This window comes from Mesorhizobium sp. GW821-FHT04C10 (assembly GCF_059420305.1).
Map to the genome: position 1 here is coordinate 2,183,490 of NZ_JBWKTL010000001.1, position 13,099 is coordinate 2,196,588.

At 64.4% G+C, this 13,099-nt stretch carries 14 protein-coding genes; 8 read left to right on the plus strand and 6 right to left on the minus strand.

The annotated features are described in order from the left end of the window. Positions 1-2 precede the first annotated feature (2 nt). The 6 genes from AC07UC_RS10575 to AC07UC_RS10600 all read left to right on the plus strand — a co-directional run bounded on the left by AC07UC_RS10575 (position 3) and on the right by AC07UC_RS10600 (position 6,102). Positions 3-314 (plus strand): sarcosine oxidase subunit delta, encoded by a 312-nt coding sequence (locus tag AC07UC_RS10575; RefSeq protein ID WP_023765878.1) that lies wholly within the window; start codon positions 3-5, stop codon positions 312-314. Beyond that, complete coding sequence (locus AC07UC_RS10580; RefSeq protein WP_494905562.1) at positions 311-3,319, plus strand: sarcosine oxidase subunit alpha; 3,009 nt, start codon at positions 311-313, stop codon at positions 3,317-3,319. Before AC07UC_RS10575 ends, AC07UC_RS10580 begins: the two co-directional genes overlap by 4 nt. After that, on the plus strand, positions 3,312-3,896 hold the full coding sequence (locus AC07UC_RS10585; RefSeq protein WP_494905563.1) for a sarcosine oxidase subunit gamma: 585 nt from the start codon (positions 3,312-3,314) through the stop codon (positions 3,894-3,896). The genes AC07UC_RS10580 and AC07UC_RS10585 overlap by 8 nt, the downstream gene beginning before the upstream one ends. 59 nt (positions 3,897-3,955) lie before the next feature. Beyond that, complete coding sequence (locus AC07UC_RS10590) at positions 3,956-4,189, plus strand: hypothetical protein (protein WP_140771947.1); 234 nt, start codon at positions 3,956-3,958, stop codon at positions 4,187-4,189. A gap of 78 nt (positions 4,190-4,267) precedes the next feature. Further along, entirely contained in the window at positions 4,268-5,053 is a 786-nt protein-coding gene (locus AC07UC_RS10595; protein ID WP_494905565.1) for a ThuA domain-containing protein, read from the plus strand. Next, positions 5,053-6,102: a Gfo/Idh/MocA family protein gene (locus AC07UC_RS10600; RefSeq protein ID WP_494905567.1), complete on the plus strand. Its 1,050-nt coding sequence runs from the start codon at positions 5,053-5,055 to the stop codon at positions 6,100-6,102. Before AC07UC_RS10595 ends, AC07UC_RS10600 begins: the two co-directional genes overlap by 1 nt. Positions 6,103-6,233: 131 nt before the next feature. Here the strand turns inward: AC07UC_RS10600 and AC07UC_RS10605 are convergent, their stop codons facing one another. The 6 genes from AC07UC_RS10605 to AC07UC_RS10630 form a co-directional block, all read right to left on the minus strand. Next, on the minus strand, positions 6,234-6,482 hold the full coding sequence (locus tag AC07UC_RS10605) for a DUF680 domain-containing protein (protein WP_202325947.1): 249 nt from the start codon (positions 6,480-6,482) through the stop codon (positions 6,234-6,236). 189 nt (positions 6,483-6,671) lie between these two features. Beyond that, entirely contained in the window at positions 6,672-7,316 is a 645-nt protein-coding gene (locus AC07UC_RS10610; protein WP_494905568.1) for a TetR/AcrR family transcriptional regulator, read from the minus strand. Positions 7,317-7,407: 91 nt separating this feature from the next. After that, positions 7,408-8,184 carry an SDR family NAD(P)-dependent oxidoreductase gene (locus AC07UC_RS10615; RefSeq protein WP_494905569.1) on the minus strand — a complete coding sequence of 259 codons (777 nt, stop codon included), beginning with the start codon at positions 8,182-8,184 and terminating at the stop codon, positions 7,408-7,410. Positions 8,185-8,196: 12 nt separating this feature from the next. Next, a complete protein-coding gene (locus AC07UC_RS10620; RefSeq protein ID WP_140771938.1) occupies positions 8,197-9,231 on the minus strand; it encodes a phosphotransferase family protein in 1,035 nt (344 codons plus the stop codon). Next, positions 9,228-9,713 (minus strand): MaoC family dehydratase, encoded by a 486-nt coding sequence (locus tag AC07UC_RS10625; protein WP_019861112.1) that lies wholly within the window; start codon positions 9,711-9,713, stop codon positions 9,228-9,230. Before AC07UC_RS10625 ends, AC07UC_RS10620 begins: the two co-directional genes overlap by 4 nt. 39 nt (positions 9,714-9,752) lie before the next feature. Continuing rightward, positions 9,753-10,568, minus strand: coding sequence for an SDR family oxidoreductase (locus tag AC07UC_RS10630; RefSeq protein ID WP_202325949.1), 816 nt, complete (start codon positions 10,566-10,568; stop codon positions 9,753-9,755). A 120-nt stretch (positions 10,569-10,688) separates the two neighbouring features. Between AC07UC_RS10630 and AC07UC_RS10635 the strand changes: the two genes are divergently transcribed. Both AC07UC_RS10635 and AC07UC_RS10640 read left to right on the plus strand, forming a co-directional pair. Then, the gene (locus tag AC07UC_RS10635) at positions 10,689-11,930 is read left to right on the plus strand and encodes an acyl-CoA dehydrogenase family protein (RefSeq protein WP_202325950.1); all 1,242 of its coding nucleotides are present in this window, start codon (positions 10,689-10,691) and stop codon (positions 11,928-11,930) included. Positions 11,931-11,982: 52 nt separating this feature from the next. Further along, the gene (locus AC07UC_RS10640) at positions 11,983-13,020 is read left to right on the plus strand and encodes a zinc-binding dehydrogenase (RefSeq protein ID WP_494905571.1); all 1,038 of its coding nucleotides are present in this window, start codon (positions 11,983-11,985) and stop codon (positions 13,018-13,020) included. Positions 13,021-13,099: the final 79 nt, after the last annotated feature.

Below are 13,099 nucleotides of genomic sequence, written 5' to 3' on the forward strand. Positions count from 1 at the left end.
GAATGCTTCTCATCCGCTGCCCCTATTGCGAGGAAGAGCGCCCGGAACTCGAATTCCGCAACGCCGGCGAGGCGCATATAGCACGCTCAGCCAACATGGCCGGCGAGAGCGACGACGACTTCGAGAAATTCTTCTTCATCCGCTCGAACCCCAAGGGCATCATCTATGAACGCTGGCGGCACATGCATGGCTGCGCGCGCTTCTTCAACGCGGTGCGCGACACCGTCACCGACAAGTTCGTCATGACCTACAAGGCCGGCGAACCCAAACCCGCCAAGCTGCCCAAAAACTCCAACGAAGTGGTTGCCAAATGAGCGGCGCGTTCCGCATTCCGGGCGCCGGTCGCCTCAGCCAGGCCAAGACGGCGCGGTTCAGCTTCGACGGCCAGTCCCATACCGGCATCGAGGGTGATACGCTGGCGTCGGCACTGCTTGCCAATGGCGTGCATCTGGTCGGCCGCTCGTTCAAGTATCACCGCCCGCGCGGCTTCCTGTCGGCCGGCGCGGAAGAGCCCAACGCACTGGTGCAGATCGTGCGGGACGATGCGCGCAAGACGCCGAACGTGCGCGCCACCGTGCAGGAACTCTATGACGGGCTCGCCGCCAACTCGCAGAACCGCTGGCCGTCGCTGTCCTTCGACGTCGGCGCGGTCAACGACCTGGCGTCGCCGCTATTTTCGGCCGGCTTCTACTACAAGACCTTCATGTGGCCGAAAGCAGCCTGGAAGAGCCTTTACGAGCCCAAGATCCGCGAAGCCGCCGGCCTCGGTGTTTCTCCGGACAAGCCCGATCCCGACCATTATTCCTCGCGCTACGCGCATTGCGACGTGCTGGTGTTGGGCGGTGGTGCCGCCGGCATCGCGGCGGCATTGGCCGCGGCCGAAACCGGCGTGCGCGTCATCCTGGCCGACGAGCAAGCCGAGTTCGGCGGCAGCCTGCGTTTCGAGACCGGCGCGAAGATCGACGGACAGAACGGTTTTGCCTGGGCTCAAGCGGCGGTGGCGAAGCTCGCCGCCATGGACAATGTCCGCGTGCTCTCGCGCACGACGGCCTTTGGCTACTACGCGCAGAATTTCGTCGGCCTGGTCGAGCGCGTCAGCGATCACCTGAAAGCCCCCGGCCATGACCTGCCGCGCGAGCGGCTGTGGCAGATCCGTGCCAAGCGCGTCGTGCTGGCCTCCGGCGCCATCGAACGCCACATGGTGTTCGCCAACAATGACCGGCCGGGCATCATGCTGGCGGGCGCGGCGCGCATTTTCCTCAACCATTATGGCGTCGCGGTCGGCAGGGATGTCGGCGTCTACACCGCCAATGATTCAGCCTATGCGGCGGCGATCGACCTCAAGAAGGCCGGCGTCAACGTCGCGGCGATCGTCGATCTGCGCGACAATCCGACTGGACCGGTGATCGACGAGGCGCGGGCGCTTGGCATCGAGATCAATTTCGGCCGCGCCGTGATCCGCGCCGGCGGCAAATTGCGCGTGTCGTCGATGACGGTGCAGCCGAAGAATGGTGGCGGCGAGCGTACCATTCCCGTCGATGCGATCCTGATGTCGGCCGGCTGGACACCGTCGGTGCATCTGTTCTCGCAGTCGCGCGGCAAGGTTGCCTTCAACGACGAGACCAAGCGCTTCGTGCCCGGCACCTATGCGCAGGACTGCGTCTCGGTCGGCGCCTGCAATGGCACGGATGGGCTGGCTGCGACGGTGGACGAGGCCTATGCCGCCGGTGCTAAGGCGGCGAAGGATGCGGGTGCGAAGGATTCCAGCGTTAAGGCGGGCAAGGGCACCAAGCCGAAGGTCGATGCCTCGGAGAGCTGGTCGCGCGGCATGCTGGGTGCCGCACCCGGCGCCGGGCCGGACACGACGGTGAAGGCGTTCGTCGATTTCCAGAACGATGTCACCGCCAAGGACATACGCCAGGCGGTGCATGAAGGCATGCGCTCGATCGAGCACGTCAAGCGCTTCACCACCAATGGCATGGCCACCGATCAGGGCAAGACCTCCAACATGCATGGCCTGGCGATTGCCGCCGAGACGCTGGGCAAGCCGATCCCCGAAGTCGGCCTGACCACCTTCCGTGCGCCCTATACGCCGGTCACTTTCGGCGCGATCGTCAGCCATGCGCGCGGTCCGCTGTTCGATCCGACACGCAAGACGGCGACGCATCCGTGGGCCGAAGCGCAAGGCGCCGTGTTCGAGGATGTCGGCCAGTGGAAGCGCGCCTGGTATTTCCCCAAGGCGGGCGAGGACATGCATGCGGCGGTCGACCGCGAGTGCGTCGCGGTCCGCACGACGGCGGGCCTGTTCGACGCCTCGACGCTCGGCAAGATCGAGGTGGTCGGGCCGGATGCGGCGAAGTTCATGGAGCTGCTCTACACCAATCCGTGGGAGAAGCTGGAGCCCGGCCGTTGCCGCTACGGCATCATGCTGCGCGAGGACGGCTTCATCTATGATGACGGTGTCGTCGGCAGGCTGGCGCCGGACCGCTTCCATGTGACGACGACGACGGGCGGGGCGCCGCGCGTCATGAACCATATGGAAGACTATCTCCAGACCGAGTTCCCGCACTTGAATGTCTGGCTGACTTCGATCACCGAACAGTGGGCGGTCATCGCGGTGCAGGGTCCCAAGTCGCGCGACATCATCGCGCCGCTGGTCGAAGGCATCGACATGTCGGACGAGGCGCTGCCGCATATGTCAGTGCGCGAAGGCAGGATCTGCGGCGTGCCGACAAGGCTGTTTCGCATGTCGTTCACCGGCGAGCGCGGCTTCGAGGTCAACGTGCCGGCCGACTATGGCCAGGCCGTGTGGGAGGCGCTGTGGGCCGAGGGTCAGAAACATGGCGCTGCCGCCTACGGCACGGAGTCCATGCACGTTCTGCGCGCTGAGAAGGGCTACATCATCGTCGGCCAGGATACGGACGGTACGGTGACGCCAAACGATGCCGGTCTCGACTGGGCGGTCGGCAAGAAGAAGGCCGACTTCGTCGGCATCCGCGGCATGGCGCGGCCGGATCTGGTCGCCAAGGGGCGCAAGCAGCTGGTCGGCCTGAAAACCAAGGATCCCAAGGTGGTGCTGGAAGAGGGGGCGCAGATCGTCGAGGATCCCAAGCAGGCGATCCCGATGAAGATGATCGGCCATGTCACCTCCAGCTACTGGTCGCAGAATTGCGGCCGCTCGATCGCGCTGGCGCTGGTCGCCGGCGGTCGCGAACGCATGGGCGATACGCTCTACGTGCCGATGCCGAACGGGGTGATCGAAGTGGAGGTTACCGGCATGGTGTTCTTCGACGAGACGGGAGGCCGCCTCAATGGCTAAGGCTGCTGCAAAGAAGACGGCTGCGGCCGCATCGCCTTCGGTGGACCGCCGCCCGGCATTGGCCGGCCGCGCCACATCGGGGGCCGGCGTGAAGGTTGAAGTGCTGCCGCCGGCCGAGCGCATCTCGCTGCGCGCGCCGGAGGCATCGGTCGCCGCGCTTTCCAAGGCGCTTGGCCTGACCTTGCCAAAGAAGCCGAAAACTTCCGTCTCGAAGGGCGGACGCACCGCGCTGTGGCTCGGCCCTGACGAGTGGCTGGTGATCGACGAGGCTGGCAACGATCCACTCGCTGATTGCGCAGGGGTTGCCGCGCTGCATTCGGCGGTCGGCATCTCGCACCGCAACATCGCGATATCCGTCGCCGGCCCGGCGGCTGAAACCGCGATCAATTCGGGCTGCCCGCAGGATCTGTCGCTCGAAGCCTTCCCGGTCGGGGCGGCCTCGCGCACCATCCTGGGCAAGGCCGAGATCGTGCTGTTGCGCACCGCCGATGATGCCTTCCGGGTCGAGTGCTGGCGTTCCTTCTCGGACTATGTCTTTACTTTCCTCTCCGAGGGAGCCCGCGACGCGGCTGGCTGACCCCGGAACGTTTGCCGCCCGCGTCCGTTGTGCGGCGACAGCTCGAGGGAGAAACGCCGATGCCGTCGAAGTCCGCGCCGAAGTCGCCGCAGTCCAAAGCCAAGACCGCGGCGGTCCGTTCGCTCGAACACGAGCGGCGTGAGGCCGACGCCGAAGAGGAACTCGAGGAAGGCCTGGAGGATACTTTCCCGGCCAGCGATCCGGTGTCGATCACCAGTTCGGCTATCCCCGGCGCGCCCGCCAAGCCCGGCAAGGCCAAGACCGTGCCTGGCCGGAAAACCCGCAAGCCCTGATTTTCCGTAATTTTGGTCGCTAGGCATCTTCCCAAGGCCTCCGCAGATGCGATATTCAAAGCGCTTTGGAGAGGAATAATGCCGATAAAAGCTGTTGTCTGGGGCGAGAACGTCCATGAGCAGACCAATGCCGCCGTGCGCGACCTCTATCCACTGACCATGCATGGCACGATTGCCGCGGCGCTCAACCAGGACCAGGGCATCAAGGCGACCACCGCAACTCTGCAGGAACCCGAACACGGTTTGAGCGAGAAGCGCCTCGCCGCCACCGATGTGCTTTTATGGTGGGGGCATGCCGCGCATGGCGAGGTCAAGGACGAGATCGTCGAGCGGGTGCAGAAGCGGGTCTGGGAAGGGATGGGGCTGATCGTGCTGCATTCCGGCCACTACTCGAAGATCTTCAAGCGGCTGATGGGCACGCCCTGTTCGCTGAAATGGCGCGAGGCGGGCGAACGCGAGCGCGTCTGGGCGATCAACCGCAGCCACCCGATCGCGCAAGGCATCGGCGAATGCCTGGAGATCGGCGAAACGGAAATGTATGGCGAGCCGTTCGCGGTGCCGGAGCCGCTGGAGACGGTGTTCATCTCCTGGTACGAGGGCGGCGAGGTGTTCCGGTCCGGGCTGACCTACCAGCGCGGCGCGGGCCGCATCTTCTATTTCTCGCCCGGCCACGAGACCTATCCGATCTATCACAACGAGGGCGTGCAGCAGGTGCTGCGTAACGCCGTGCACTGGGCACACAATCCGGCGCCCGCATGGTCGGGCATCACCAATGCACCCAACGTGCCGACGGACAAGGCCAAGGAGAAGATCGTGCAGAAGGGCCTGCGCCTGCATGCCGATGGCGACAAGGGCCTCAACTGATGCATCGACTTCTTCTGCTCGGCACCGGCGGTATTGCCGGGCATCATGTCGAGGAGTTCGCAACGTTACCCGGTTGCATCATCGTCGCTTGCGTCGATCAGGTGCCGGGCCGCGCGGCTGCATTCGCGGCCGCCAACAAGATCGGCGACTTTTTCGAGAGCCTGGAGGCGGCGATCGCCTGGGGCGCGTTCGACGCCGCCATCAACGCGACGCCGGACGGTGTGCACAAGGCAACGACGCTGGCGCTGCTGGCCGCCGGCAAGCATGTCTTCTGCGAAAAGCCGCTGGCGCCCAACCATGCCGACGCGCTGGCGATGACGGAAGCCGCTGAAGCGGCCGGCGTCATCAACATGGTCAACCTGACCTATCGCAATTCGCCGGCGATCCAGGAAGCGCGGCGCATGGTGCAGGCCGGGAAGATCGGCGCGTTGCGCCATGTCGAGGCGAGCTACCGGCAGAGCTGGCTGGTCAGTAAATCCTGGGGTGACTGGCGGGTCGAGGACAAATGGCTGTGGCGCCTGTCGAGCCGGCATGGTTCGACCGGCGTGCTGGGCGATGTCGGCATCCACATCCTCGACTTCGCCACCTATGGCGCCGCCCAGGATATCGTGAGCCTGCATGCCGATCTGGTGACGTTTCCGAAGGCCGAAGGCGACCAGATCGGTGACTACGTGCTCGACGCCAATGACAGCGTGGCTATGACGGCGCGGCTGACGTCCGGCGCACTCGCCACGATCGTTGCGAGCCGCTACACGACGGGCCATGCCAATGATCTGTCGCTGGCGCTGCACGGCACCAACGGGGCCATCAAGGTCGAGACCGACGGCAAAGTATCGAGCCTGTCCGCGTGCCTTGGCGCGGATATCGACGAGCAGCGCTGGCGGACGCTGGCGCCGCCTGACGTCAAGCGCAACGCCCGGCGCTTCGCCGATGCGCTGGATAGCCGGCAGAACGGCGATCCGTCCTTCCGGCGCGCCGCCGACATGCAGAGGCTGATCGACGCCGCCTTCGAGAGTTCAGCTGCCAAGCTGCAGATTACAACAGGCTGACATGGCCGCCCGGCCGGCTTGCGCCGGCCAGGCGCGTTTCGGCGTAACTTTTTGTTTGGACGCAATTCCCAAGGGCAAGCGCTCCGCGCTTGTCCCGGGAAAACCGCTGCACACTTTTCCTGGAATTGCTCTTAGAACGCGCTAGGCACGATCCAGGGATTGATGCTGATGCCAAGGCGCGGGCCCTTGCCTTCGGCCTTGTTTTCCGTGGCGGCCTTCTTCTCGACCGAGCCGGTCGATGCGCAATCGAGCTTCACATTGGTCTTGGTGTCGACGCAGGTCGCGGCCGGCGGGTGCTTGACCGGCTGGGTGGCACCGGCGGCGAAGGCCGAGCCGGAAAGGGCCAGCACTGCGGCGAGGGTGAGGAGTGCCTTTTTCATCGTCAGTCTCCGATTTCGACGGTTGAATTTTTTGTCGTACATGTACGGTATTGCGTACAAATACGACCGCCGATCACGAAGTGCAAGTCAAGATCGTACGCGTACGATAAATTTATTGTTAACCAAGAATCTGCCCTCGGTTTGGTTCGAAAGGGTGGCGAGGAAGCGTGAAAACGAAGCAGATGTCGTTCAGCAGTTGACCGTTGCGTCGGTCAATGGCGGCACGTTCTGCGTGCTGAGTGCGGCCAGTTGGAAATCGCACATGCGTTTCACGAAAGCATGCGGGTCGCCGAAGGGATAGAAGGGAAAGGTGATCAGCAGCGAGATCGTGCCGTGGCCGACCGCCCACAGCATGGTGGCGATGGCGCGCGGATCGCCTTGCAATTTTCCGGCGGCGACGCAGGCTTCGACCCGCGTGATCAGCACCTTCATCGCCGGGTTGGCCTCGTGCATTTCTTGAAAACTCCGACCTTCCGGCGGCCTGGTCTTTTCGGTCATGAAAACGGTGCGGTATTCATTGGGATTGCCGAGCCCGAAGGCGGCATATTCGGTCATCACCGCCTGCAAGGCCTCGATCGGATCGTCGGACGGATGCTCCTCGATGCGGCGGGCAAGCGTTTCGAAGGCGTCCTCTGCCAGCGCGAACAGGATGTCCTGCTTGTCGGCGAAGTAGGAATAGACCGACATCGGCGCATAGCCGACCCGCTTGGCCAGCTTGCGAATGGTCAGGCCTTCATAGCCTTCTTCCTGGACAAGCTTGTGCGCGGCCTCGACCAGTTCGGAGCGCAGTTCGGCCTTTTGTTTTTCGCGGCGTGTCTGGACGCTCGGCGGCAAGATCCCGTGCCTCGTTGGGTTGGTGCGTGGCTAAATTATATACGCTGTACGGAAACGGACAAGGGCGTCGCAGGTTCCCAAACGGCAGGCGTCAGATGGCACCGACACCGCCGTCGACGGCGAGTGCATGGCCGGTCATGAACGAGTTGGCCGGGTCGGCGGCGAACAGGATGGCGGTGGTGATTTCGTCGACTTCGGCCACGCGCCGCATCGGTACGCCGCGTGTCAGCTCGGCCAGGGCTTCCGCCTCCGATGCGCCGGAGACGCGCACGAAACTGTCCACCATCGCCGTCCTTGTATGCGCCGGGCAGATGGCGTTGATGCGCAAGCCCTTGCTGGCATATTCGATTGCCGCCGAGCGGGTCAGGCCGACGACGCCATGCTTGGCGGCGGCGTAGATCGAGAGTTTCGGCGCGCCGGACAGGCCGGCGGCCGAGGCGATGTTGACGATGGCGCCGCCCCTGGCCGTAGACCTGAACTGTCGTTCCATCTGCGGGATCTGGTGCTTCATGGCGTAGAAGACGCCAAGCAGGTCGATCTCCAGCACGCGGCGAGCTTCGTCCGACGGCACCTGTGGCAGGCGCACGAAACTCTGGACGATGCCGGCATTGTTGACGGCGACATCCAGCCGGCCGAATTTCTCGACCGCCAGCCCGACCAGATCCTCGGACAGTTTTTCGTCCGTGATGTTGCCGGCCAGGATCGCCGTTTCGGACGGCAAGGTCGCGGCAAGATCGGCGAGCGCCCTTTCGTCGATGTCCGACAGCACTAGTCGGGCGCCTTCGGCGGCAAAGCCCTTGGCCGCACCACGGCCAAGCCCGCCGGCGGCACCCGTGATCAGCACCGTTGCTCCGTCAAAGCGGCCCATCATGGCTCCCCATCATCTCTGCTTGTCGATCAGTTCCGCGGCGAGACGCGAAAGCAGCTTCACCGCCTCGCCATAGGTCCTGGCCTTTTCGGGGTTGGAGGCATTGCCATCCAGCGCGCGCCTGTAGACGCCCTGGCAGATCGCCGCCAACCGGAAGAAAGAGAAAGCGAGGAAGAAGGTCCAGTTGCCGATGCCATCCAGCCCGCGCCGGCGGCAATAGGCGGCGACATAGGCCTCTTCGGAGGGTAGCCCGAGCGCGGCGCGGTCGATACCGCCCAGGCCGCGAAAGCCAGAAGCATGCGGCAGACGCCATTGCATGCATTGATAGGCGATGTCGGCGAAGGGATGGCCTGACGTCGACAGTTCCCAGTCGAGCACCGCCAGAACCCTTGGCTGGTCCGGCGCGAAGATCAGATTGTCCAGCCGGTAGTCGCCATGCACCAGAGAGACACGGCCGTCATCCGCGGGCATGTGCGTCTCCAGCCAGGCAATCAGCCGGTCCATGTCGGCAATGGTGCCGGTCTCCGAGGCACGATACTGGCTGGTCCAGCGTGCCAGCTGCCGTTCGAAATAATTGCCCGGCCGGCCGAAATCGGCGAGACCCACGGCCTCGACCTCGACATCGTGCAGGGCCGCGAGCGTGGAGTTCATGGCGTCGTAGATCGCGGCGCGCTCATCATTGTCGCGCGCTTCAGGCAGCGCCGGATCCCAGAAGATGCGGCCGTCGAGGAAATCCATGACGTAGAACATGCGACCGATCGGCGAGTCCTCCGCCGACAGATGCAGCATTTCGGGTACCGGCACGGCGGTGACGGCCAGCGCCTTCATCACGCGGAATTCGCGGTCGACCTGATGCGCCGATTTCAGCAATTGCCCGGGCGGCTTGGCACGCAGCACGTAGCGGCCGCTGGCCGCCGTCAGGAGATAGGTCGGATTGGACTGGCCGGATTTGAACTTTTCGATTGACGCGAGCCCGCAAAAGCCCGGGATTTCCGCCTCGAGATAAGGCGCAAGCGCTGCCTGGTCGAGCGCGTTGGCGTCGCTCATGCGGTCTCGGGCTGGCGTTCGATCAGGGTCAGCGTCAGCCAGCGAGCGGTCAGCGCCGGCTTCTTCGAGCCCTCGATCTCGATCGTCACGTCGTGCGCCGTCTGCACCCAACCCGAGGGTCTCACCTTGACATCGGCCAGCACGAAGCGGGTGCGTATGCGCGCGCCGGTCTTCACCGGGGCCAGGAAGCGCAGCGAATCGAAGCCATGGTTGACGCCCATCTTGCCGTTTTCCAGCGGCGGCATGGTCTCGAACGTCATCGCCGAAAGCAGCGACAGCGACAGGAAGCCATGCGCGATGGTGCCGCCGAACGGCGTTTCGCGCTTGGCCCGCTCGGGGTCGCAGTGGATGAACTGGTGGTCGTCGGTGGCGTCGGCGAACTGGTCGATCATGCGTTGCGTGACCACCCGCCACGGTGAGACGCCGACTTCCTTGCCGACACTGGCCAGAAGCACATCGAGACTGATTGGTTCCACGCTCATGTCCTCCAGTTCACCTCCGGCTTCTGCGGCCGGAAAATGTCATTCCTTGAACAAGGTCAATCCATGCTGCACCGACTGCCCGCCGTCGATCGGGAGGATGGCGCCGGTGACATAGCTGCCTGCACGGCTGCACAAATAGAGTGTTGCGCCGGCAATGTCATCCGGTGCGCCGATACGGCCGATCGGAACGTGGCCGCCGACATGGCTGGCCTGTTCATCCGTGCCGGTGGCGAAAGCCGTCATGCGGCTCTGGAAGGGGCCGGGGGCAAAGGCGTTGACGGTGATGCGGCGGGCGGCGAACTCGAGCGCGAGCGTACGCGTCAGGTGATGCACCGCGGCCTTGGACGCCGTGTAGGAATAGGCATCGTCGGCCAGCGGCTGCGTGCCCATCACCGAACCCAGATTGATCACCCGGGCCGGATCGCTATCGCTGGCGGCGGCTTCGAGCAGCGGCAGCAATTCGCGCGTCAGATGGAAGACCGCGGTGACATTGACGCCGAAAACCTTCGCCCATGCCGAATAAGGGAAACTCTCCAGCGGCGCGCCCCAGGAAACGCCGGCATTGTTGATCAGAATATCGAGTTTTCCGGTCCGCGCCTTGACCTCGGCGACGAGTGCGGCGATGCCGGCCTCACTTGAGACGTCGCCGGCAAAGCCATCGGCCCGGCCCGGCGCGCCAAGCCCGTTCAGTTCCGCGGCGACCTTGATGCAATCCTCGCCCTTGCGCGAAGCGATCATCACGTCGGCGCCGGCTCTCACCAACGCGGTTGCCGCCATGCGGCCGATGCCCGTTGCCGCGCCCGTTACCAGAGCCGTCTTGCCGGCCACAGAAAACAGCTCGTCGAGATAGGCCATTCCAATCCTCCAAGCTTCGCCTCGTCGTCGGGCAAAGAGTTCGCGTTGACAAGGCTATCCGAAGTACGGTCATCCTTGCCACGGGTAAAATGCCCGGCCTGCATGAAGGGTTAGCGACCGATGACGGAGATGAATCTCGGCATGACCGAGCGGCTGAAGCCGATCCACGCACGCGTCGCAGCCATGGTGCGCGACGAGATCATGCCACTCGACAAGGAATTCTTGGGCGAAGTGGGCAAGGCAGGCGACCGCTGGGTCTACAGCGCGCGCCAAAGCGAGATCCTCGAAGGGCTGAAGAAGACCGCAAGGGAGCGCGGCCTGTGGAATTTCTGGTTGACCGGCTCGGATCGCGGCTACGGTCTTTCCACTGTCGAATACGCCTATCTGGCCGAAGAGATGGGCAAGGCGCATTTGGGGGCCGAGACCTTCAACTGCTCGGCGCCCGACACCGGCAACATGGAAGTGCTGGAACGCTACGGTTCGGCCGACCATAAGAAAGCGTGGCTGGAACCGTTGCTCGAGGGCAAGATCCGCTCGGCCTATCTGATGACCGAACCGGACGTGGCGTCATCCGACGCCACCAACATTTCGATGCGCTGCGAGCGGCAGGGCGACGACTACGTCCTCAACGGCGAAAAGTGGTGGGCGTCAGGCGCCGGCGACCCGCGCTGCGCGATCTATATCGTCATGGTGCGGACCGGTGGTGACGAGGAACCGCAGCACCGCCGCCATTCGATGATCCTGGTGCCTTCGGATACAAAGGGCGTGACCAAGGTTCGCGCCATGCAGGTCTATGGGGACGATGATGCGCCCCATGGCCACATGCACCTTCGCTTCGACAATGTCCGGGTCCCGGCCTCGAACCTCATTCTTGGCGAGGGCAGGGGGTTCGAGATCGCGCAAGGACGGCTCGGCCCCGGCCGTATCCATCACTGCATGCGCGCCATCGGCCAGGCCGAGATGGCACTGGAGATGCTGTGCCAGCGTTCGGTGCGGCGCGAGGCCTTCGGCCAGCCCCTGGCGAAACTCGGCGCCAATTTCGACATCATCGCCGAATGCCGCATGGAAATCGAGATGGCCCGGCTGCTCTGCCTCAAGGCGGCGTGGATGATCGACCAGGGCGATGCGCGCGCGGCCGCCCCCTGGATCAGCCAGATCAAGGTCATCGCGCCGCGCGTCGCGCTGAGGATCACCGACGAGGCGGTGCAGATGTTCGGCGCGCAAGGCATCAGCCAGGACACGCCGCTGGCGCGCTCATGGACGCATCTGCGCACGCTGCGTCTCGCCGACGGCCCCGACGCCGTGCATCGCCGCCAGGTGGCGCGGACGGAGCTGAGGAAATACACGCAGGAGAAGATCTGAGCAGCTCGGCCGCTGTATTCGCGGATTTCGCCGACGAACAAGGAGTGTGACAATGACCATTCCCTCCGAAATGAAGGCGCTGCTACTGGTCGGTGACGGCTACACCAGGACACCGAGCGGCAGCGTGCTCGAGGCGATGGAACCCTATCTCGAGCCGGGTAGCATCGCGGTGCCGGCGCCCGGACCGAGCCAGGTGCTGATCAAGGTCAGCCTTGCCTCGATCAATCCATCAGACGTCGCCTTCATCAAGGGCCAGTACGGCCAGCCGCGTGCCAAGGGCCGGCCAGCCGGCTTCGAGGGGGTCGGCACTATCGTCGCCGGTGGCGACGAGCCTTATCCGAAAAGCCTCGTCGGCAAGCGCGTCGCCTTCGCCACCGGCCTCAGCAATTGGGGCTCGTGGGCCGAATATGCCGTCGCCGAGGCAGCGGCCTGCATTCCGCTGCTCGACACCGTGCGCGACGAGGACGGCGCGGCGATGATCGTCAATCCGCTCACCGCGATCGCCATGTTCGACATCGTCAAACAGGAGGGCGAAAAGGCCTTCGTCATGACAGCCGGCGCCAGCCAGCTCTGCAAGCTGATCATCGACCTCGCCAGGGAGGAAGGCTTCCGGCCCGTCGTCACCGTTCGCCGCGACGAGCAGATCGCGCTGTTGAAGGAGATCGGTGCTGCCCATGTGCTCAACGAGAAAGCGCCGGATTTCGAGGCCACGCTGCGCGAGGTGATGAAGGCCGAACAGCCGCGCATCTTCCTCGATGCGGTCACCGGGCCGCTGGCTTCCGCCATCTTCAATGCCATGCCGAAACGGGCGCGCTGGATCATCTATGGCCGGCTCGACACGGACGCCACCGTCATCCGCGAGCCCGGCCAACTGATCTTCCAGCACAAGCATATCGAAGGCTTCTGGCTGAGCGAATGGATGCGGCAATTCAAGGAGCGGCGCGCTCCCGCGATCCTGGAAGCGCAGAAGCGTTTTTCCGACGGGCGCTGGTCGACCGACGTCACGGCTGTCGTGCCGCTCGCCGAGGCAATCGCGCGGGTGCCAGCGGAACTCGCCAAGCCCAATGGCAAGGTGTTCATTCGGCCTTGATGCCGTTCGAAGGCGTGCGAAAGCGCGAAAAAGAAGGCTTTCTGAACACCTTTCCCAGCGAGATCGTTGCCATGCCCGA